This is a genomic window from Erwinia pyri (genome assembly GCF_030758455.1).
Classification (GTDB): domain Bacteria; phylum Pseudomonadota; class Gammaproteobacteria; order Enterobacterales; family Enterobacteriaceae; genus Erwinia; species Erwinia pyri.
In genome coordinates this window covers 1,211,520-1,232,096 of record NZ_CP132353.1, presented here as the reverse complement: position 1 = coordinate 1,232,096, position 20,577 = coordinate 1,211,520, and the positions used below count along the sequence as shown (strand labels likewise).

18 protein-coding genes are annotated in these 20,577 nt (G+C 53.8%); 9 read left to right on the top strand and 9 right to left on the bottom strand.

The features are described 5' to 3' along the window. Window positions 1-143 precede the first annotated feature (143 nt). Genes ppk1 through tehB form a run of 3 tightly spaced genes read left to right on the top strand, consistent with a single transcriptional unit; the run spans window position 144 to window position 4,345 of the window. Window positions 144-2,204: a polyphosphate kinase 1 gene (ppk1, locus tag Q3V30_RS05755; RefSeq protein WP_306211347.1), complete on the top strand. Its 2,061-nt coding sequence runs from the start codon at window positions 144-146 to the stop codon at window positions 2,202-2,204. Between the two features lie 6 nt (window positions 2,205-2,210). Continuing rightward, window positions 2,211-3,743, top strand: coding sequence for an exopolyphosphatase (gene ppx, locus Q3V30_RS05750; RefSeq protein WP_306211345.1), 1,533 nt, complete (start codon window positions 2,211-2,213; stop codon window positions 3,741-3,743). Then, window positions 3,740-4,345 (top strand): tellurite resistance methyltransferase TehB, encoded by a 606-nt coding sequence (gene tehB / locus Q3V30_RS05745; RefSeq protein ID WP_306211343.1) that lies wholly within the window; start codon window positions 3,740-3,742, stop codon window positions 4,343-4,345. Before ppx ends, tehB begins: the two co-directional genes overlap by 4 nt. A 16-nt stretch (window positions 4,346-4,361) precedes the next feature. Here tehB and Q3V30_RS05740 read toward each other — a convergent pair whose 3' ends face one another. Beyond that, window positions 4,362-6,578: a sensor domain-containing phosphodiesterase gene (locus Q3V30_RS05740; protein WP_306211341.1), complete on the bottom strand. Its 2,217-nt coding sequence runs from the start codon at window positions 6,576-6,578 to the stop codon at window positions 4,362-4,364. 283 nt (window positions 6,579-6,861) lie between these two features. Here Q3V30_RS05740 and Q3V30_RS05735 point away from each other — a divergent pair, with 283 nt between their 5' ends. The 3 genes from Q3V30_RS05735 (at window position 6,862) to Q3V30_RS05725 (ending at window position 9,089) form a co-directional block, all read left to right on the top strand. Further along, window positions 6,862-7,038, top strand: coding sequence for a YfgG family protein (locus tag Q3V30_RS05735; RefSeq protein ID WP_306211339.1), 177 nt, complete (start codon window positions 6,862-6,864; stop codon window positions 7,036-7,038). 124 nt (window positions 7,039-7,162) lie between these two features. Beyond that, window positions 7,163-8,599 carry a magnesium transporter gene (gene mgtE, locus Q3V30_RS05730; RefSeq protein WP_306211336.1) on the top strand — a complete coding sequence of 479 codons (1,437 nt, stop codon included), beginning with the start codon at window positions 7,163-7,165 and terminating at the stop codon, window positions 8,597-8,599. Between the two features lie 157 nt (window positions 8,600-8,756). After that, the gene (locus Q3V30_RS05725) at window positions 8,757-9,089 is read left to right on the top strand and encodes a type II toxin-antitoxin system HicB family antitoxin (RefSeq protein ID WP_306211334.1); all 333 of its coding nucleotides are present in this window, start codon (window positions 8,757-8,759) and stop codon (window positions 9,087-9,089) included. 130 nt (window positions 9,090-9,219) lie between these two features. On the opposite strand, the gene guaA is transcribed toward Q3V30_RS05725, so the two are convergent. Both guaA and guaB read right to left on the bottom strand, forming a co-directional pair. Beyond that, window positions 9,220-10,800 carry a glutamine-hydrolyzing GMP synthase gene (gene guaA / locus Q3V30_RS05720; RefSeq protein WP_306211332.1) on the bottom strand — a complete coding sequence of 527 codons (1,581 nt, stop codon included), beginning with the start codon at window positions 10,798-10,800 and terminating at the stop codon, window positions 9,220-9,222. A gap of 80 nt (window positions 10,801-10,880) precedes the next feature. Further along, window positions 10,881-12,347: an IMP dehydrogenase gene (gene guaB, locus Q3V30_RS05715; RefSeq protein WP_306211330.1), complete on the bottom strand. Its 1,467-nt coding sequence runs from the start codon at window positions 12,345-12,347 to the stop codon at window positions 10,881-10,883. Window positions 12,348-12,517: 170 nt separating this feature from the next. Here guaB and xseA point away from each other — a divergent pair, with 170 nt between their 5' ends. The 3 genes from xseA (at window position 12,518) to Q3V30_RS05700 (ending at window position 15,453) form a co-directional block, all read left to right on the top strand. Next, complete coding sequence (gene xseA, locus Q3V30_RS05710; protein ID WP_306211328.1) at window positions 12,518-13,897, top strand: exodeoxyribonuclease VII large subunit; 1,380 nt, start codon at window positions 12,518-12,520, stop codon at window positions 13,895-13,897. A 210-nt stretch (window positions 13,898-14,107) separates the two neighbouring features. Next, window positions 14,108-15,124 carry a M4 family metallopeptidase gene (locus Q3V30_RS05705; RefSeq protein ID WP_306211327.1) on the top strand — a complete coding sequence of 339 codons (1,017 nt, stop codon included), beginning with the start codon at window positions 14,108-14,110 and terminating at the stop codon, window positions 15,122-15,124. Then, window positions 15,121-15,453 (top strand): protealysin inhibitor emfourin, encoded by a 333-nt coding sequence (locus Q3V30_RS05700; protein WP_306211324.1) that lies wholly within the window; start codon window positions 15,121-15,123, stop codon window positions 15,451-15,453. Before Q3V30_RS05705 ends, Q3V30_RS05700 begins: the two co-directional genes overlap by 4 nt. Window positions 15,454-15,619: 166 nt before the next feature. On the opposite strand, the gene Q3V30_RS05695 is transcribed toward Q3V30_RS05700, so the two are convergent. The 6 genes from Q3V30_RS05695 to Q3V30_RS05670 all read right to left on the bottom strand — a co-directional run bounded on the left by Q3V30_RS05695 (window position 15,620) and on the right by Q3V30_RS05670 (window position 20,256). After that, the gene (locus Q3V30_RS05695) at window positions 15,620-16,201 is read right to left on the bottom strand and encodes an Ail/Lom family outer membrane beta-barrel protein (protein WP_306211322.1); all 582 of its coding nucleotides are present in this window, start codon (window positions 16,199-16,201) and stop codon (window positions 15,620-15,622) included. A gap of 151 nt (window positions 16,202-16,352) precedes the next feature. Beyond that, window positions 16,353-16,529, bottom strand: a complete 177-nt coding sequence (locus Q3V30_RS05690; RefSeq protein WP_306211320.1) for a hypothetical protein — start codon at window positions 16,527-16,529, stop codon at window positions 16,353-16,355. A gap of 139 nt (window positions 16,530-16,668) precedes the next feature. Further along, on the bottom strand, window positions 16,669-17,175 hold the full coding sequence (locus Q3V30_RS05685; protein WP_306211318.1) for an immunity 42 family protein: 507 nt from the start codon (window positions 17,173-17,175) through the stop codon (window positions 16,669-16,671). Next, window positions 17,172-18,071 carry a hypothetical protein gene (locus Q3V30_RS05680; protein ID WP_306211317.1) on the bottom strand — a complete coding sequence of 300 codons (900 nt, stop codon included), beginning with the start codon at window positions 18,069-18,071 and terminating at the stop codon, window positions 17,172-17,174. The genes Q3V30_RS05685 and Q3V30_RS05680 overlap by 4 nt, the downstream gene beginning before the upstream one ends. Continuing rightward, window positions 18,026-18,553, bottom strand: a complete 528-nt coding sequence (locus Q3V30_RS05675) for a toxin-activating lysine-acyltransferase (RefSeq protein WP_306211315.1) — start codon at window positions 18,551-18,553, stop codon at window positions 18,026-18,028. The genes Q3V30_RS05680 and Q3V30_RS05675 overlap by 46 nt, the downstream gene beginning before the upstream one ends. A gap of 2 nt (window positions 18,554-18,555) precedes the next feature. After that, window positions 18,556-20,256 (bottom strand): ShlB/FhaC/HecB family hemolysin secretion/activation protein, encoded by a 1,701-nt coding sequence (locus Q3V30_RS05670; protein WP_306211313.1) that lies wholly within the window; start codon window positions 20,254-20,256, stop codon window positions 18,556-18,558. Between the last annotated feature and the right edge of the window lie 321 nt (window positions 20,257-20,577).

The following is a 20,577-nucleotide window of genomic DNA, read 5'->3' as shown; positions in this document are numbered from 1 at the left end:
TCCAGTGCGCGTAGAAGTCGCTATGTTGCCCGTATAAGATTAATAAGACAATCAACAATGTCCGTTGGACTTTGCTGCCATACTCTCGCCATAATGAAAGAAGACAATGGCCGATCAAAACAGGATCTGCAGACGGAGTAAAAATGGGTCAGGAAAAGCTGTATATAGAAAAAGAGTTGAGTTGGTTATCGTTTAACGAGCGCGTGCTTCAGGAAGCGGCGGATAAGACCAATCCCCTCATTGAGCGTATGCGTTTTCTGGGTATCTATTCCAATAACCTTGAAGAGTTCTATAAGGTTCGCTTTGCTGACCTGAAGCGCCGCATTTTGATTGGCGAAGAGCAAGGTTCTCCCTCTACCCCGCGCCATCTGCTAAAAAAAATTCAGGCCCGCGTGCTGAAAGCGGATCAGGAATTTGACAGCCTTTATAACGATCTGTTGCTGGAAATGGCGCGCAACCAGATCTTCCTGATCAATGAACGCCAGCTCTCGCCCAATCAGCAAAGCTGGCTGCGCCACTACTTTAAACACCATCTGCGTCAGCATATTACGCCCATCCTGGTTAATCACGACACCGATCTGATCGAATTCCTCAAGGATGATTACACCTATCTGGCGGTAGAGATTATCCGTGGCGAGGAGATCAGCTATGCCCTGCTGGAGATCCCCTCCGACAAGGTGCCCCGCTTTGTGAATCTGCCGCCAGAGACGCCTCGCCGCCGCAAGCCAATGATTCTTTTGGATAATATCCTGCGCTACTGTCTTGGCGATATATTCCGTGGCTTCTTCGATTACGATGCGCTCAATGCCTATTCGATGAAGATGACGCGCGATGCGGAATATGACCTGGTCACCGAGATGGAGTCCAGCCTGCTGGAATTGATGTCCTCCAGCCTGAAGCAGCGTTTAACGGCGGAGCCGGTGCGTTTCGTTTATCAACGCGATATGCCGGACACCATGGTGGAGATGCTGAGCAAAAAGCTGAACATCACCAACTACGACTCTATCGTGCCGGGTGGCCGTTATCATAACTTCAAAGATTTTATCGGCTTCCCCAACGTCGGCAAGGCGAACCTGGTAAATAAGCCGCTGCCTCAGCTGCGGCACATCTGGTTTGACCGCTTCCGTAACGGCTTCGATGCAATCCGTAATCGCGATGTGCTGCTCTACTATCCCTACCACACTTTCGAGCATGTGCTTGAGCTGCTGCGCCAGGCCTCCTTTGACCCTGCCGTGCTGGCTATCAAAATCAATATTTACCGTGTAGCCAAGAACTCGCGCATTATTGATGCGATGATCCACGCCGCTTACAACGGGAAAAAGGTTACCGTGGTGGTGGAGCTGCAGGCTCGCTTTGATGAAGAAGCCAATATTCACTGGGCGAAACGACTGACCGAAGCTGGCGTACATGTGATTTTCTCCGCCCCTGGCCTGAAAATTCACGCCAAGCTGTTTTTGATCTCCCGCCGTGAAAACGGTGAGATAGCCCGTTATGCGCATATCGGTACCGGCAATTTCAATGAAAAAACGGCCCGCATCTATACCGATTATTCGCTGTTAACCGCTGATGCCCGTATCACCAACGAAGTGCGCCGGGTATTTAACTTTATTGAAAACCCCTATCGTCCGGTGACGTTTGAGCATCTGATGGTTTCGCCGCAGAACTCCCGGAAGATGCTCTATCAGCTGATTGACAACGAAATTGCCAATGCCCAGAAAGGGACGCCGGCGGGCATCACGCTCAAGGTCAATAACCTGGTGGATAAAGGCCTTGTGGACCGGCTCTATACCGCTTCCAGCGTGGGGGTGAAGGTCAACCTGCTGATCCGCGGCATGTGCTCGCTGATCCCTAATCTTGAAGGCATCAGCGAAAACATACGCGTGATCAGTATTGTGGATCGCTATCTGGAGCACGATCGCGTCTACATTTTTGATAATGGCGGGGATAAAAAAGTCTATCTCTCCTCCGCAGACTGGATGACCCGCAATATTGATTACCGTATTGAGGTCGCCGTCGCCATTCTTGACCCTATTCTGAAACAGCGTGTGCTGGATATTATTGGCATACTGTTGAGTGATACGCTTAAGGCGCGCTTCGTAGATAAAGAGCTCAGTAACCGGTATGTGCCGCGCGGCAATCGCCGTAAGGTCCGCGCCCAGCTCGCTATCTACGATTACATTAAAACTCTGGAACAACCTGACTAACTCACTATGCCAATATCCCAGAAAAATACGCCCAAACCGCAGGAATTTGCCGCCATCGACCTGGGCTCAAACAGTTTTCATATGGTGATTGCCCGCGTGGTAGACGGCGCCATGCAGGTGCTCGGCAGGTTGAAGCAGCGTGTCCATCTCGCCGACGGGCTGGATCACAACAACGTGCTGGGTGAAGAAGCCATCCAGCGCGGGTTGACCTGCCTTGCTCTGTTTGCCGAACGCCTGCAGGGCTTCAGCCCTGCTAACGTGACTATTGTGGGGACGCATACGCTGCGTGAAGCGGTCAATGCGGAAGACTTTTTGCGCCGGGCAGCGGATGTGATCCCCTATCCGATTGAAGTGATCTCCGGCAATGAAGAAGCCCGGCTGATTTTTATGGGCGTTGAGCACACGCAGCCGGAGAAAGGCCGCAAGCTGGTTATCGATATCGGTGGCGGCTCTACAGAGATGGTCATCGGCGAAGATTTCGAGCCAAAGCTGGTTGAGAGCCGCCGTATGGGCTGCGTCAGTTTTGCCAACCTCTATTTCCCGGGCGGAGTGATCAGCAAAGAGAACTTCCGCCGCGCCCGTCTTGCCGCCGCGCAGAAGCTGGAAACGATGGCCTGGCAGTACCGCCTGACAGGCTGGCAGTACGCGCTAGGCGCTTCTGGCAGCATCAAAGCAGCTTGTGAAGTCCTGCTGGCGATGGGTGAAAAAGAGAAGGTGATCACCCCGGAGCGACTGGAGATGCTCTATGACGAGGTGATCAAACATAAATCGTTTGAAGCGCTGAGTCTGCCGGGCCTGTCTGAAGAACGTAAAGCGGTCTTTGTTCCGGGCCTTGCCATTCTTTGCGGCGTTTTTGACGCGCTGGCTATCCGCGAACTGCGGCTCTCTGATGGCGCGCTGCGGGAAGGGGTGCTGTATGAGATGGAAGGGCGTTTTCGCCATCAGGATATCCGCAGCAGAACGGCGCAGAGTCTGGCAAACCACTACGCCATTGACAGCGATCAGGCAAAGCGGGTGCTGGAAACCACCGAGAAGCTCTATCTGCAGTGGCGCGATCAGAATTCAAAGCTGGCTAACCCGCAGCTTTCGGCGCTGCTTAAATGGGCGGCGATGCTGCACGAGGTGGGGCTGACCATCAACCACAGCGGCATGCAGCGGCACTCCTCCTATATTCTGCAAAACACCAACATGCCGGGCTTCAATCAGGATCAGCAAACCTTGCTGGCGACGCTGGTGCGCTTCCACCGCAAAGCGGTGAAAGTGGATGAGATGCCGCGGCTGACGCTGTTCAAGAAAAAACAGTTCCTGCCGCTGGTCTTTTTGCTGCGCCTGGGCGCCCTGCTTAACAATCAGCGCCAGGCTACCTCGACCCCAGAGTCGCTGAAGCTGGAGACCGATGACGGCCACTGGACGTTAACCTTCCCGGCGGATTACTTCAGCCAGAACAACCTGGTACAGCTCGATCTGGAGCGCGAGCAGAGCTACTGGAAAGACGTTACCGGCTGGCAGCTGATGATTCAGGAGGAGGCCGCATCATGATCCTTCGTCCCGATAACTACTACACCGAGAAGTATCAGCTCTCCCCTACCCATTCTGAGGTGGTGGAAGCGCTGGAACGTATTCCGCCAGGCCGCGCTTTAGATGTGGGATGTGGCAACGGCAGGAATGCCCTCTGGCTTAACCTGAAAGGCTTTGAGGTAACCGGCTGGGATAACAATCCGGCCAGCCTGGCGCGTCTGAATCAGATTATTGCCGAGGAGAACCTGCAGGGGATTGTCACCGCGCAGAAAGACCTGAATAGCTGGCGCTTCAACGGTGCCTGGGATTTTGTCTTCTCTACCGTGGTAATGATGTTCCTGCAGCCTGAGACGATCCCTCAGCTGATTGCGGATATGCAGGCCAGCACGGTTAAGGGCGGCTATAACCTGATCGTGGCCGCGATGGATACTGAAGATTATCCCTGTGACCAGGGCTTCCCGTTTGCGTTTAAATCTGGCGAGCTGAGCGACTACTACCGTAAGTGGCACATCGTTAAATACAACGAGAACGTGGGTCAGCTTCACCGCACCGATGAGCACGGCAACCGTATTCCGCTGCGGTTTGCCACGCTGCTGGCGCAAAAAGAGATGACTAAAGACTAAAGCGACACGGGCGAGATCAGATCGCCCGTGTTACCCCAATCAATTCTTTTAAAGGCCGTTCCTCGCCGATACCCTCTCCCTGCAGATAGTCCGCGCCGAGCCGACGCAGCTCTTCCGCCACCTCCTGTGAATCTACGCCCCCCGCTATCACCTGCATTCTTCTGGATCTTGCTAACACGCAGAGGGCTTTGATCACCTGATAATCCTGACTGCTTTGCAGCATGTTCCCTACAAAACGGGCATCAATCTTCAGCAGATCGCCCTCCAGCCCGGGTAAGCTGGTATAGCTGGCAAATTTGCTGCCAAATTCTGTAATCGCCACCGCACAGCCCAACTGGCGAAGCTGCGCAATGGCGTTGCATCCCCAGTTGGTCTGGCTGAGCGCCGGGGAGTCCGGCACCTGAACAATCAGTTGCCAGGGTTCCAGCCGGTATGTATCCAGATAGTGCGCAATCTCCTTTGCCAGCCGGGGCCGACAAAGCGTGGAGACGAAGAGCGTAATGGCGAAGCGGCTGCCCGGCAGCGCCTGGCGGTAACGATGGATAAACGCGAGCGACTGCTCAATCATCCAGCGGTCCAGATCCCAGGTTAATCCAAACTCTTCCAGCTGAGCGGGCAATATGGGCTGCCCCGCTCTGTCACTCATCCGCACGGTGATAGCGTAGAAATCATCGCCTCTGATCCCCTTTACGCGCTGCACCCACAGCGGGTAGCCCTGCTGGCTTAGCGTGGCTTTGATCTCATTCAGCAAAGCCACTTTTTCGGCCACGCGGCGCTGTACCGGCAGGCTGTTATTCTGCTGAAGATTCTCAGCTATACCGGTTTTCAGCGACTGTTCCGCCATTGCACTCATCTCCCCCAGTAGTTCATAGAGATGCGTGACCGGGCGCCGGACGCTGCAGTAGCTGAAGCCAATTTCAGGATGTATGGGCAGCCCCTCCCACTGAAGGTGGTAAGCCTTCATGCTGGCGGTGATCGTCTCGATCCGGGCGTGATGCCCGCTGTAATTGAGCCTGATAACCAGGTCGAAGCCCGGCAGCTGGTAGACTTCCTCACCTGGCTGCAACGCCGACCCCAGGTGCGCGGCCAGGCCACGCTTGTAGTTAATCCGCAGACGCAGCCCATAGATCCGGCTGAGACGATCAAGATCCGGGACGCTAAGAAAGCAGAGAATATTCAGCGGGCTTTCCGCCAGATCCGCGCTAAGCGCGCGCAAATTGGGAAGGTTAAAGACCGGATCCCGCAGCGCCGTCTGCTTGGCCTGAGCCAGCATCTGCCGCTGACGGGTGCTGATAGAAGCCATTAACAGAATAGTGAGGCTGAAAACCAGCAAATTAGCGGACATCACCGCAAGGTGGTACGGCTCAGTGCCGTAAGAGAGGAAACGATCCCTGAGCTGATAAAGCAGTACCAGTAATACCGCCCAGCTTAGCGAGGTAAAAAGATAGCCAAAACGCATCGCTGACCAGAGCATTAATGGCAGTATTAACGGCAGCCCGTAGTCGCTGGCCAGTAAATTTTGCTGATTTTTGTGCGCCATAAAAAGCATCACCAGCAGGAAAGCAACCAGCACTGACCAGCAGAGTACCTCTGCCCTGCTTACGGTGGGGGCAGCCTGCTTACCTGTCCGCAGGAAAATAACTTTCGTCAGCCTGGGCTTACGCAGGCAACGGATAGCAAAGTAATAGACCTGAATCATCGTCAGGCAGGAGAGCAACAGAGACTGGAAGTTTAATAAAATATGCAGCGTAAACAGGGTGGGACTGAAGACTGTCCCTTTATGAGGGACGAAGCCTGAATAAGCTACTACCTGCATACAGAGGATAAACAATAACGGCGTCAGAAAAGCGAGCCACAGAAGGCGAACCTTCATCAGAGTGATACCGCCATAATTCGCGTTCCATCGCCGACCGGCATGTAGCTTATAGCCTTTCCAGCCCAGCGCCAGCGAGGCCACAGTTGCCAGAACGATCAGGGCTGCGGGCACCAGGCTGTAACGCTGAAAATAGTAAAGGCAGAGCACCAAAAATATTCCCGGCATCGCCCGCCAGTCGAATACCAGCAGACAGGCAATATACATCGCCAGCGGAAGGTAGATCAGATAGACATAGCCGCTTTCTATCCCCAGCCGGACAGAAAGTTGGGTGGAAAGAGGCATCAGGAGCAGCGGTAAAATTAACGGTAATCCTGCCGGACTCCGGCTAAAGCGGGCGATCCAATAGTTGATTCTCATGACGCTCAATAAGTCTGTTATTTTGCCGATGACTTAAACAGATAATTCCTGATGCAAAAGGAGGGAGCTGGTCATAGTAGGATCACGGGAGGGAACGATTTTGATCTGCATCAAACCAGACCTTTTTACTCTGCCAATAACATTGCCGTTTAGCTTCTCTTCAGAAAGCAGCAGGTAAAATTTTGTTGGAAATTTCACCAGGGCGAGGCTGCATTACGTTGACCTGATACTGTAGCTGTGCCTAAATTATACCATCGCCTTCGGGCCCGACAGGAAACGCCGCGTGAACAGCGCCATATCATTCAGGAAACGTCAAAAAACCAGCCGTATGACCCGTATTGTCCTGCTGGTGAGTTTTATCATCCTTACAGGACGATTAATTTACCTCGTCCCGGCCGCTTTTGAGCACCATCAGCAGAAAAAACAGGAAGTTGCAGTACCCACTGCGGTGACGAAATAAGCCGCGCCTGCTGCGCCCTGCCTGACGAAGCTGCCTGAAAATAAGCGACTTCTCTCACTCTTTTGCCTGATTTAGGCAATACTTAGCTTTTCGCTCCTCTTTTGCCAGACTCAAGGGAATTTTTATGTCTGTAGCTTTATCCCACAGCCAGCAACTTGCTGAAATCCGCGGCCGCATTTTAACTCTACTGCTCAACGATAACGATCTGGTCGATACGCTTCTTGAACGTCCCCTGAAGGAAACACCCGCTGAAGCCGAATCCCATCGGGAAGAAGCGGAAGAGATCAGAAGCTATATTCCTCTGCTGCACGCCGCTGACCTTGCCGATCTGCTTGAAGCCCTGCCGGAAGATGAACGTCAGGCGCTGTGGCGTCTGATTGATACCGAGCGCCGCGGGATGGTGCTGGTGGAAGCTTCCGAGAGCGTGTGGGAAAGTCTGATTGAAGAGATGAGCGACCGCGATTTACTGCGCGCTATCGAACCGCTGGATATTGATGAACAGGTCTATCTGGCAAAATACCTTTCACGCGATTTAACCGGACGGCTGCTGACCTCTCTGGATCCGGCACAGCGCTCCCGCGTGCTGGAGGTGATGGATTTTGACCGCGACCGCGTGGGAAGGATCACCGATTTTAAACTGATCACCATGCCCGCCGACGTGACGCTCGCCACGGTTCAACGCTATCTTCGCCGCAAAAAATCGATCCCTGAAGGCACCGATAAACTGTTTATCACCGATGAAAATAACACCCTGCTGGGCGAGCTTTCGCTGACCGATATTTTACTGAACAAGCCCAAGCGAATGGTTTTTGAGGTGATGAACGACAAGCCCACAACCTTCCGGATTGACGATAAAGCGGAAGATGCGGCGGGTGCGTTTGAACGTTATAACCTGATTTCAGCCGCCGTTATCGATGCTAAAGGCAAGTTAATGGGCCGCGTAACCGTTGAAGACGTTATCGATCTGGTTAACGAATCCAACGACAGTCATATTCGTAAAATGGGTGGCGTTAACCCGGATGAAGATGTCTTCGCCCCGGTCAGAAAAGCCGTGCGTACCCGCTGGACGTGGCTGGCGGTCAACCTCTGTACCGCTTTTGTCGCCTCCAGGGTTATTGGCCTCTTTGAAGGCACTATTTCGCAGATTGTCGCGCTGGCTGCGCTGATGCCGATTGTCGCCGGTATTGGCGGCAATACGGGAAATCAGACCATTACGATGATTGTCCGCGCATTAGCCTTACATCAGGTAGAGCCGGGCAACTTCTCTTTCCTGATTGGCCGCGAGCTTGGCGTGGCGCTGATTAACGGCATCTGCTGGGGCGGCATTATGGGCGGCGTCACCTGGGCGATGTATGGCAATCCCGCGCTCGGCGGCGTAATGATGCTGGCGATGGTGCTGAACCTGCTGCTGGCGGCGTTGATGGGCGTGCTGATCCCTCTATGTATGACGAAACTCAAGCGCGATCCGGCGGTGGGCTCCAGCGTGCTGATCACTGCCCTGACCGATACCGGCGGCTTCTTTATTTTCCTCGGGCTGGCTACTCTGTTTTTACTGCATTAGGGCTGGAGCGATAAAAACAGGGCGAGCTCTTCGCCCTTTTTTATGTCCCAAAGAAAATTCAAAACCCTTGAAGTGATATCACTAAATGATATCATAATATCTTGGCCTATCAGATACGCGATGGCAGGAAATTCCTTGAAACGATTGGAGTAACCCCATGGGTACTATGAACTACGAAGGATATTCAGCCAAAATTGAGTACAGCGATGAAGATCGCTGTCTGACAGGGCATGTGGCCGGCATTCGTGATGTGATTGGTTTTCATGCTGATAACGTCACCGATTTACGTTTAGCATTTGAAGCAGCGGTGGATGATTATTTGACTTACTGCAGGGAAAACGGGCTTAAAGCCCAGCGTCCTGCCAGTGGAAAAATCAGTTTACGTATTCCACCTGAAACGCATGCGGCCATCAATTCAGCAGCGGAAGTCGCAGGAAAAAGTGTTAATCAGTGGATTAGCGATACGCTGAGTAAAGCTGCTCAGAGCTGAAACTGCGCTGTTGTTAATAACGTTTTTTAGCCAGAGTTGCTGAAAATAATCCCTGAAATTAAAAAGCCCGCAATTACGCGGGCTTTTGGCTATCTGAAGCTGCCAGGCATGAAATTAGCTGTGCGCTAAATTATTCCCACTCAATCGTCGCTGGCGGCTTACCGGAAATATCGTAAACCACGCGGGAGATGCCGTCGATTTCGTTGATGATGCGGTTAGAGACGCGGCCCAGGAACTCATAAGGCAGATGCGCCCAGTGAGCGGTCATAAAGTCGATGGTCTCTACGGCGCGCAGGGAGACAACCCAGTCATATTTACGGCCATCGCCCATCACGCCCACTGAACGAACCGGCAGGAACACGGTGAACGCCTGGCTTACCTTGTTGTACAGGTCAGCTTTATGCAGCTCTTCGATGAAGATAGCATCGGCGCGACGCAGCAGATCGCAATACTCTTTCTTCACTTCGCCCAGTACGCGAACGCCCAGACCCGGCCCCGGGAACGGATGACGGTAAAGCATGTTGTAAGGCAGGCCTAACTCCAGACCAATCTTACGCACCTCATCTTTGAACAGCTCTTTCAGCGGCTCAACCAGGCCCAGCTTCATCTCTTTTGGCAGGCCGCCCACGTTATGGTGCGACTTGATCACGTGCGCTTTACCGGTGGCAGAAGCAGCAGACTCAATCACATCAGGATAGATGGTGCCCTGAGCCAGCCACTTCACATCCTGCAGCGTGGTAGCCTGCTCGTCGAACAGTTCCACAAACACGCGACCAATGGTCTTACGCTTGGCTTCTGGCTCATCAATACCGGCCAGGGCATCAAGGAAACGCGCTTCAGCTGGCACATGAATGATGTTCAGACCGAAATGGTCGCCAAACATATCCATTACCTGCTCAGCTTCATGCAGGCGCAGCAGGCCATTATCCACGAAGACGCAGGTGAGACGGTCGCCTATCGCGCGGTGCAGCAGCATAGCCGTTACAGATGAGTCAACACCGCCCGACAGTCCCAGAATCACTTTGTCGTTACCGCACTGCTCGCGCAGGCGCTCAACGGTATCTTCAATAATTTTCGCTGGCGTCCAGAGCGCTTCGCACTCGCAGATGTCGCGTACAAACCGCTCCAGCAGACGCAGGCCCTGGCGCGTGTGGGTCACTTCCGGGTGGAACTGCACGCCGTAGAGACGTTTTTCTTCGTTGGCGATAATCGCAAACGGGCAGGTCTCAGTGCTGGCAACGGTCACGAAATCAGCCGGGATAGCGGAGACTTTATCGCCATGGCTCATCCAGACATCCAGCAGCGGCTTGCCTTCAGCGCTCAGGGAGTCTTCGATATCGCGAGTCAGCGCGCTCTGCACCGCAACTTCAACCTGCGCATAGCCAAATTCACGCTCGTTAGAGCCTTTCACTTCACCACCTAACTGCAGCGCCATGGTCTGCATGCCGTAGCAAACGCCCAGCACCGGTACGCCAGCGTTAAAGACATACTCTGGCGCGCGCGGGCTGGCGTGTTCCGTGGTACTTTCCGGGCCACCGGACAGGATGATGCCGTTCGGGTTAAACCCGCGGATCTGCTCTTCGGTGACATCCCACGCCCACAGTTCACAGTAGACGCCCAGTTCACGCACCCGGCGTGCAACCAGCTGCGTATACTGCGAGCCGAAATCAAGGATCAGAATGCGATGTTTATGAATATTTTCCGTCGTCATTGGGCTATTCCAGGGCGATATAACAAATTCAGGGATTAGGATTAAAGCGCCCGGCTTAAGCCGGGCGTGAAGTCAGGGTTTTATGAACCCATGCGGTAGTTCGGGGACTCTTTGGTGATGGTCACATCGTGAACGTGACTTTCCGAAATACCGGCGCCGCTGATGCGGACAAATTCCGCTTTGGTGCGCAGGTCGTCGATAGTACCACAGCCGGTCAGGCCCATACAGGAGCGCAGGCCGCCCATTTGCTGGTGTACGATCTCTTTCAGGCGGCCTTTGTAAGCCACGCGGCCTTCAATGCCTTCCGGAACCAGTTTGTCGGCGGCATTGTCGGTCTGGAAGTAACGGTCTGAGGAACCTTTGGACATCGCGCCCAGAGAACCCATACCGCGGTAGGATTTGAAAGAGCGGCCCTGATAGAGTTCAATTTCACCCGGAGACTCTTCAGTACCGGCCAGCATGGAACCCACCATTACAGCAGAGGCGCCAGCAGCGATAGCTTTAGCGATGTCGCCGGAGAAACGGATACCGCCATCGGCGATAACCGGGATGCCGGTGCCTTCCAGCGCTTCAACCGCGTCAGAAACAGCGGTGATTTGCGGTACGCCCACGCCGGTAACAATACGGGTAGTACAGATAGAACCCGGGCCGATACCTACTTTCACTGCGCTCACGCCAGCTTCAACCAGCGCCAGTGCGCCCGCACCAGTCGCGACGTTGCCGCCAACGATCTGCAGATCGGGATATTTTGCGCGGGTTTCACGGATGCGTTGCAGAACGCCTTCGGAGTGGCCGTGTGAGGAATCGATCAGCAGCACGTCAACACCGGCGGCGACCAGCGCATCAACACGCTCTTCGTTACCGGCGCCAGCGCCAACCGCAGCCCCTACGCGCAGACGACCATGCTCATCTTTACAGGCGTTGGGTTTACGCTCCGCTTTCTGGAAATCTTTCACGGTGATCATGCCAAGCAGATGGAAGCTGTCATCCACCACCAGCGCTTTTTCCACACGCTTTTCGTGCATTTTATGCAGCACGACTTCGCGGGCTTCACCTTCACGGACGGTTACCAGACGCTCTTTCGGGGTCATGACAGCAGAAACCGGCAGGCTCAGATCGGTCACGAAGCGCACGTCACGGCCGGTAATGATCCCCACCAGCTCGTTGTCGCCGTTCACTACCGGGTAACCGGCAAAGCCGTTACGCTCGGTCAACGCTTTGACATCGCTCAGCGCGGTGGTTGGCAGGACGGTTTGCGGGTCAGTGACCACGCCGCTTTCATGTTTCTTCACCTTGCGAACTTCTTCCGCCTGGCGATCGATCGGCATGTTCTTATGGATAAAGCCCAGTCCGCCTTCCTGCGCCAGTGCGATAGCCAGACCAGCTTCGGTCACGGTATCCATTGCAGCGGAAAGCATAGGGATGTTCAGGCGGATGGTTTTGGTAAGCTGGGTGCTGAGGTCAGCCGTGTTGGGTAAGACAGTCGAATGAGCGGGAACGAGCAGAACGTCGTCAAATGTCAGGGCTTCTTTAGCGATTCTTAGCATGGCAATATCTCAACCTCAGGGTGAATGAGAACTTGTAAAATATTGCCGCGGCATTATACAGGGCGTAATCGATTGCCTCCAGCATTATTTATGAAAAGTTCTTGATCCCGCTGACGAGGCCTGTAGTATCGGTTAATTAACCCTCTGATTTAAAGTTTGATCTTCATCACATGTCGCTACCGCCATCTGCCAATATATTTACCGTCAGCCGTCTCAATACCACGGTGAGAACGCTGCTGGAAAAGGAAATGGGCCAGGTCTGGCTGAGTGCTGAAATCTCCAACTTCTCTCAGCCCTCTTCCGGCCACTGGTACTTCACCCTGAAAGACGATGGGGCGCAGGTTCGCTGTGCGATGTTCCGCAACAGCAACCGGCGGGTCACCTTCCGGCCGCAAAACGGCCAGCAGATTTTGGTCAGGGCGACCATTACCCTGTACGAACCGCGTGGTGATTATCAGCTGATTGCGGAAAGCATGCAGCCTGCGGGTGAAGGTCTGCTGCAGCAGCAGTTTGAACAGCTGAAGCAAAAGCTGCTCAACGAGGGGCTTTTTGAACAGGCCCATAAACAGGCGCTGCCCGACCCGGCCCGTCAGGTTGGGGTCATCACCTCCTCCACCGGCGCGGCGTTGCACGATGTGCTGCGCGTGTTGCACCGCCGGGATCCTTCCCTGCCGATAGTCATCTACCCCACTCCTGTTCAGGGCGTTGACGCGCCAGCCAGCATTGTCCGCGCCATTGAGCTGGCTAATGCGCGTGCAGAGTGTGATGTGCTGATTGTGGGCCGCGGCGGCGGTTCGCTGGAAGATCTCTGGAGCTTTAACGATGAGCGCGTGGCGCGAGCTATCTTTGCCAGCCGCATTCCGATAGTCAGCGCCGTTGGTCATGAGACTGATGTGACGATTGCGGACTTCGTTGCTGACCTTCGCGCCCCTACCCCTTCCGCCGCGGCAGAGTTGGTCAGCCGCAATCAGATTGAGCTGCTGCGACAGCTACAGTCTCAGCAAACGCGGCTGGAAATGGCGATGGATTACTTCCTCGCTCAGAAGAACCGTACCTATACCCGCTTACAGCATCGTCTTCAGCAGCAGCATCCTCAGTTACGCCTGGCTCGTCAGCAGACCTCACTGATGCGCCTGCAGCGCCGTCTGGACGACGCAATGCAACTGAGAGTGCGACAGGCCATCCGTTTGCAGGAACGCGCTGAGCAGCGTCTGAGCGCGTTTCAGCCGCAGGGACGTATTCACCGGGGTCAACAGCAGCTTCAGCAGTGGCAGTACCGCCTGCAACAGGCGATGCAGCTTAAGCTGAACGACGGCAAACAGCGCTTCTCAACGCTGACCGCCCAGCTTGAAGGCGTCAGTCCGCTGGCAACGCTGGCACGCGGTTTCAGCGTCACCACCGCCGCTGATGGCCAGGTAGTGAAAAAGAGCCGGCAGTTAGCGCCCGGTGACACGCTTAAAACCCGGCTGGACGACGGCTGGGTAGAGAGCGAGGTGACCGCCATCACCCCGATTAAGCCTGTACGCAACAGTAAAAAAAAGGCTGAATAGAGTGACTGTGCTTTGCCAGGCGACAAGGTTTGCTAATTTTGTGTCAAAGCAGATGTCGCCTGCTGCCTGATTTCCCGGGAAACCAGACGTTGCCTGTTATGGCTCATTCTCTGCAAATCATTGGCACTTTTTGTCTACTGCTCTTTGCCGCAAAATTCGCCAATCGTGACTATACTTTCCTGACACTCACCGTCGACCAGGGAGCATGGTATGCACTATGGCGTTATTCCCCCTTATATCCTGCGTAAAATCATTGATAACGGTTCCGGCGTGCAGCAAAGCTGCGCACGCAACACGCTGGCGCATGTCCAGACGCTGATGGCGGAAACCTGGATCAAACCCGAAGGTGCCAGTACCGCCGAGCCTGGACAGGTCCAGCGGGAAATTTATGATTCAGAACAGACCCAGAACTTGCCCGGTAAACTGGTGCGTGCAGAGGGTCAGCCCGGAGGTAGCGACGTCGCCAGCAATGAAGCCTATGACTATCTGGGCGTCACCTACGATTTTTTCTGGCAGGCTTATAAACGCAACTCGCTGGACAACCAGGGGCTGACACTAAAAGGCACCGTACATTACGGTAAGGATTATCAGAACGCTTTCTGGAACGGACAGCAAATGGTGTTCGGCGACGGGGACGGCGAGATTTTTAACCGCTTTACCATCGCACTTGATGTGGTGGGTCATGAGCTGGCGCATGGCGTGACGGAGACGGAAGCGGGCCTGATCTATTTTGAACAGGCGGGCGCACTCAACGAGTCATTGTCTGACGTTTTCGGCTCGCTGGTGAAGCAGTTTCACCTCAAGCAAACGGCTGACCAGGCAGACTGGCTCATTGGCGAGGGGCTGCTGGCTGAAGGGATCAACGGCAAAGGGCTGCGTTCAATGTCCGCTCCCGGCACGGCCTACGACGATCCGCTTTTGGGCAAAGATCCTCAACCTGCCGATATGCAGGGCTATATCCAGACCCGCGATGACAACGGCGGCGTGCATCTGAACTCCGGCATCCCTAATCGCGCTTTCTACCTTGCCGCTACAGCACTGGGTGGCTATGCCTGGGAGCAGGCAGGTTATGCCTGGTATGACACCGTTTGCGACAAGACGCTGCCGCAAAATGCCGACTTTAAAACGTTTGCTGATTTTACCGTTCGCCACGGCGAGAAACGGTTTAACCAGGCAGTGGGTCAGGCAATTGAAAATGCCTGGAAAGAGGTGGGTGTACTGGCATGAACAACCTGCCGGAACTGAGTGATGATGCCGTCATTGATGTAGCGCGTGAAGGCGGATTCGCTTATATCCCCAAGCTTGCCGGCCCCAGACGAATCGCGCTGGGGCAGCTCAGCCAGCCGCAGCGTGAGCACGTCTGCAACGTGCTGCGTCAGGTCATGCCGCTGGGAGAACCGCCAGGGGAACAGAGCCGTGCCGGACGGGGCGATCAACGCTATTTTCGCATTGAGGTCAGCTACGCAACGCCGCATCGGGTGGGGAATATTGTGCTGCTGATCCCGGAAGATCAGGCCCCGCCAGCGCTGGTTGAGCTCTGGAAGGAGGGGCAATAACCGGTAAAAAATATCTGTGGCACCCGTTTTTAAGATTCTGATGGACATGTTGGGAATGACTTCAGTCGGACTGGGTGCCACTGCGTCACCCTCATCCGCGCTTACACCTGCTTCACCAGATCGTCTGGTGAAGAAATACGCGCCCTCAGGCGCGTAATGATGCAAATCAGAACCGCCAGCCGATACCAACGTTGAAGCCATTGATGGATTTATCACTTCCGTTAAGCTCGGTACGGGAGCCTTCATAACCAATATTGACTGACAAATTATCAATGGGGTTGATTGCCACACCCGCAGCCCAGGCCAGATTCGTTGAATGGGCAGAACCTTCTATAGTCAGATGCCCGACCGCAGCATCGGCACCCACGCTGTTACGCCATTCATAGCGACCGTCTGTTTTCGTAAAAGCCGCACCCAGCAAGCCATAGACACTGACATAATCATTAATGCGGTAAGCTGGCCCAGCCAGCAGCGAATAGTATTTCGTCTTGAAGCGCGTTTTATAGGAATCATTTGCGGCATCATGATATACATCGCTGTCATCACCTTTCATATAGCTGAAAGAGCCGATAATGCTCAGCGGAGAGTTCCATTCATAGCGATACTGCAGATTCACGCCGTTGAGATTACCCATATCCTGAATCTTGCTATGGGCGTACCCCAGGCTGACCGTCTGCCTGTCCGCCGTTGCCAGAGGACTCGTCATTACGCTACCAGCCAAAACAATCCCTACAATCATCTTCTTCATGGTGTATTCCTTACTCATTTGTTGTGACAGGTCATTCCCTGTTTGTGGATAGAATCGTTATATACCTGCATTCGCAGTCAGCAGATCCAAGCTGGGCCGGTCTACAGGTAAAAGATCACGGCCAACGCCGGGATCTATCTTGCTCAGAATTTTACTCAGGATCTGAGGAGGCTTGCGCCATGCTACCGCCCGCAAGAGCCTGCATCGCCACCGTGGCCGCCTGGATTGCCTGCTGGTTGGCGCCGCCCGTTCCCCATTTTTGCTGCGCGGTCTTGTAGCTGTCCGTCGCTGTCAGCTTCCCGTTGTACTCCGCCCAAGCTCCCTTCAACGCGCCTTTCTGCGGCTCTTTAATCCCGTTCCTTTCCAGCTCGGCTTTACCGGCATTTGTAGCTCGGATTTGACCTTCCGTCCTCGTGATGTTGGCGGCCTGGATCCCTATCTCCACTATCAGCTGGGGTTTATAAAGGTTACTTTATCGCATCTTTATTTGGGAGTTGTGCTAGAACATTACTAACCGTACCTTTTTTTAATACAGTCCGTTTAGCTGTACTACCATAATCTGAACTATAAATTAAATACTCTTCATCTTGGTCACCTGGATAATAAAAAAGATAAAATCCATTATCAGTAATTTCTAAAGGACTTAAGAATACGCCTAGTTTTTCAGTATTAGAAATTTCGAGCTCATTAGGGTCACTATTAAGCAACATACCATGTGAATGAGCAAGCATTTTAAACAACACATTGTCTTCCACCGAAGCATTTAATAAGCATACTTTGCAATCAATTACATCCTGATAACTATCTTTAAGATAATCCATAGCCATAGACAACGTATAGTTAGAACCTTTCGTTGGATATATATCATCATCAATAAAGAAAATAAAAATGCCAAACTTCCAATAGTTATCATCTGTTTTTTCCAATAACTCATAAAAAACAGCAAATTCATATGGTTGACCAAAAATCATCATTTCCCCCTCAGTTCTTTAACTTCTTTATTAAAAGACCCAAGTTCTCTGTTACCTAATGCATTTTTTCCATCTCCGGTACTACCACTCCAATGGAATGTGCCTGTACCATCTTTGCTGGTATTAAAGAATCTATGTATATTCCCCTCACCATCAATAGATAACCTTATTTTTGGATCTTTTGTCGAGATAGAATTTTCAAAAAGCTCTAAAGAGTTTTTTGGTTCAATACCTGCATTTAGCCTAAATCCTTGCGCGCCCGGCGTATGCTTGCTGTTTGATTCAATTTTTAATCCATTGCTTGCTACGGTCGGTTCAGGGATAGGCAGTCTGTTGTCTCTACCCTCTGCCAGATAAGCCAGATCATCTTTATTCTGTTCAGGGATCGGCGTTACCGTACTGTTCCCGCCCGTATCCGGCGCGCCTTCAGTATTCCCGGTATGGCCTGCTCCCCGATCACCTGATTGATCCGGCGTAACCAGCGACGTTCCTTTATTTTCATCCTGCGCCGGATTAACCAGCCTGCCACCCGTCAGATCATCGTTAACCGGTACGGTTTCCGTTTTGCTTCCGGCTCCGTCCGCATGCTGCTGACTCTGTGCCGACACTATCGCCATAAGCAGGCAGCTGGGGTTTGCCGCGCATACTGCATCAAGTCCTTCTTTTACCTTTTTGGTCAGCGCCAGCGCCGCCTGCTCGTTTGCGCCGCCTTTGCCCGCTTCCGCCATGGCCGCCGAGTTCAGCGTCTCCTGCGCCAGCATCCGTGACAACATGCCAGTTACGCCAAACATATTATTGCTGAGTTCGTTCTGGCCCGCCTGCGCTCCGGCTATCTTCAGCAACGGGTGAGTGGTCAGTTCTGCGTTAAGGCAAGGGTCAGCGGATGCGCCTGTTTCCATTGCCGCAGCTCATCGCCGGTAACACGGCTGCCATAAAACGTTTGAATACGCCTGCCTTTGTCTCCGCCCCGGTGCCAGAGTGAACGGGCAATATGATGAGGAAAGATCTCTTCACGCAGCAGGCGGAACATCTGCGGTGCATGGCCGAACGGGGCGATAAAGTCCCGAAACCACATCCGTTCGCCACAACACCACTCCTCTTCCGGCAGAGTGACTACCCGCCCGTTCAGGTAACGCTGCTCCGCGCTTTCATCCATCCACGCCCAGCTCAGAAAAAAAACCGGGCGGTCGCCTTCCTGTACCAGGACATACTGACGACGCTTAATCACCGGCAGCAACACCACCGGCAGCACATGCAGCGGTGCATCCCGGTGCATATCTGAATGCATCCACAGCCAGACGGCGGCGCCCAGTATTTCGGCCTCACCATCTTCTCCACCCAGCATCAGCGGTGCATGTACCGTAAATCCCTTATAACGCATGGTCAGATATCCATATTCAGACTGAAGCCAAAAGTGGCCGGGCTGGTTTTGAACCCTTCCGGTCTGGAAAAGGGTACGCCAGCAAAGAGGTCATAGCTGACCTTCCAGATGTTGCCGCGCAGCCCTGCCGCACCGCCAGCCAGATGATTACCCACCAGATATTCCGTACCCTTACCGGCCACTTCGCCGTAATCGGCGGCCAGGTAAAACTCGCTTCCCGGCAGCGGTAGCCGCCAGGATAAATCGTTGCGCACTGTCCAGCCACGATCGGCGTTGAGGGTTCGCTCACCGTCAAAACCCCGTACCGTCCAGCGGCCACCAATTGAAAACTGATCCTGGGTGGTTAACGGCGTAGTACTGGTCTGGCGCTGCCAGGCCACGTCATAGCGGAAGTTTTCTCCGGCCAGCGCAAACGGCAGGCTCAGGCGGGCATCGGTACGCAGAATGCGGCCGAGCGCCGTGCCTTCATCAAACAACTCTTCCGGCGCAGGTTGCGCGCCAAACCATCGGGTGCCGCGCTGATAGCTGAGCCCCGCATCCAGCGTCGCCGGGCCAATAAAGTGCCGGTGCTGAAGCCCCGCCTTCCACGAGGAGACGTGGCGACGCTGCACTTCCACTTCGGTATCGTTGATATAGTTGCGGGTGGTGCGGGTTTGCACGTCATACGTCAGGGTGGTTTTTTGCGCGCTGCTACGGTGCAGCACCCGGCTGAGCTGGGCACCCAGGCTCTGGCTTTTGCCCGCATAACGGTAATCTTCCGTCAGGCCAGCAACCGTCTGATGATAGTGATAGTCGCTGCCGGTCAGTGAGAGCGACCACCACCCCACCGGTACAGACCACCAGGCGCTGAGGTTCTGGTTGCTCTTCTCCCCGCCGGGCTGTAAGTCGTGGGTTAGCGAAAACCAGAAGAGATCGCTGAGCGCCAACGGATTATCAAGGGAGAGCGTCACCCCGCCCTGGTAGCGTCCGGTGGCAACGGTGCCGGAATCATCCAGCGACAGACCAAGGCGCCAGAACTTGCTCTGCTGGCGGGAAATCACAATATCGCTCTCGCCCGGCTGTTCCGCCGGAACAATTTCCATCTCTGCCTGAACGGTTGGCAGGCGCTGCAGGTTCTCCAGCCCCTGTTCAATATCACGCAAATCAAGCAGATTGCCGTCATGGGCGGGAAAAGCGCTGTAGGGCCAGAACCAGCGGCTGCTCTGCGGCGTCATGACCACGTGGCGAATTTTACCGGGCAGTATCGCCAGTTGCAGATCTCCGCTTTTCAAATCCTGCGCGGGAGCGAGTACGCGGGTAGTTGTCCAGCCGTGATAAATAATCCGGTTCTGCAGCGAACTCATCAGCAGGTTAATCCCCCGACTACCGAGGCATTTTCCCACCGCCCGATCCGCCAGCTTTTGCAGCGGCAACCAGTGCGGCAGCGCCGCCTGGCCTCTCAGCGTCACATGATTAATTCTGAAACAGGGCGTTTCGAGGGGGAAAGTAATTTTTCCGGAAGCCGTCGTGGGTGCGGATAAGCGTACATCGGGAACGGGGGGAGTCAGTTGCTCTTGCAGCGCCTGCTGACGCTGCTGCTGAAGAATAAATTGCTCATCGCCCGGGGCGGCACAGAGAGAGGGGACGTTGGCAGAAAACGCCAGAACTGAAAAAACAGACAGCAGAAAATATTTATTGCTATGGGATATTAAGTTGCATTCCATGCTCGACGTCATCCGTGACAGACATTAACAGATCTAAAAAAGCAAACCCTGTAAATACCAGGCAATTATTGATATACATCCCTGTAAAACAAGTAGAAAAAACCTAAAACATTTAGAAACCAGTATTACGTAATAACCCTTCCGCCGCCGACACACTAATTTAAAAATTAAGATTAATATCGACCTTATCTGCATATTAAACCGCAGAGCCGTATGAAGTCCTGACAGGTGGCTTCATAGCTGGAACCTTTTAGCTGGCCATAAAAAACTGCACCTTACTCAGTTGGGTATCCAACTTTTGGGGTGCAGTTGCGCTCATGA

Excerpts from the sequence above, each read along its gene's own strand:
- ppk1 (WP_306211347.1), top strand. The coding sequence starts at position 144 with ATGGGTCAGGAAAAGCTGTATATAGAAAAAGAGTTGAGTTGGTTATCG.
- ppx (WP_306211345.1), top strand. The coding sequence starts at position 2,211 with ATGCCAATATCCCAGAAAAATACGCCCAAACCGCAGGAATTTGCCGCC.
- tehB (WP_306211343.1), top strand. The coding sequence starts at position 3,740 with ATGATCCTTCGTCCCGATAACTACTACACCGAGAAGTATCAGCTCTCC.
- Q3V30_RS05740 (WP_306211341.1), bottom strand. The coding sequence starts at position 6,578 with ATGAGAATCAACTATTGGATCGCCCGCTTTAGCCGGAGTCCGGCAGGA.
- mgtE (WP_306211336.1), top strand. The coding sequence starts at position 7,163 with ATGTCTGTAGCTTTATCCCACAGCCAGCAACTTGCTGAAATCCGCGGC.
- Q3V30_RS05725 (WP_306211334.1), top strand. The coding sequence starts at position 8,757 with ATGGGTACTATGAACTACGAAGGATATTCAGCCAAAATTGAGTACAGC.
- guaA (WP_306211332.1), bottom strand. The coding sequence starts at position 10,800 with ATGACGACGGAAAATATTCATAAACATCGCATTCTGATCCTTGATTTC.
- guaB (WP_306211330.1), bottom strand. The coding sequence starts at position 12,347 with ATGCTAAGAATCGCTAAAGAAGCCCTGACATTTGACGACGTTCTGCTC.
- xseA (WP_306211328.1), top strand. The coding sequence starts at position 12,518 with ATGTCGCTACCGCCATCTGCCAATATATTTACCGTCAGCCGTCTCAAT.
- Q3V30_RS05705 (WP_306211327.1), top strand. The coding sequence starts at position 14,108 with ATGCACTATGGCGTTATTCCCCCTTATATCCTGCGTAAAATCATTGAT.
- Q3V30_RS05700 (WP_306211324.1), top strand. The coding sequence starts at position 15,121 with ATGAACAACCTGCCGGAACTGAGTGATGATGCCGTCATTGATGTAGCG.
- Q3V30_RS05695 (WP_306211322.1), bottom strand. The coding sequence starts at position 16,201 with ATGAAGAAGATGATTGTAGGGATTGTTTTGGCTGGTAGCGTAATGACG.
- Q3V30_RS05685 (WP_306211318.1), bottom strand. The coding sequence starts at position 17,175 with ATGATGATTTTTGGTCAACCATATGAATTTGCTGTTTTTTATGAGTTA.
- Q3V30_RS05680 (WP_306211317.1), bottom strand. The coding sequence starts at position 18,071 with ATGGAAACAGGCGCATCCGCTGACCCTTGCCTTAACGCAGAACTGACC.
- Q3V30_RS05675 (WP_306211315.1), bottom strand. The coding sequence starts at position 18,553 with ATGCGTTATAAGGGATTTACGGTACATGCACCGCTGATGCTGGGTGGA.
- Q3V30_RS05670 (WP_306211313.1), bottom strand. The coding sequence starts at position 20,256 with ATGGAATGCAACTTAATATCCCATAGCAATAAATATTTTCTGCTGTCT.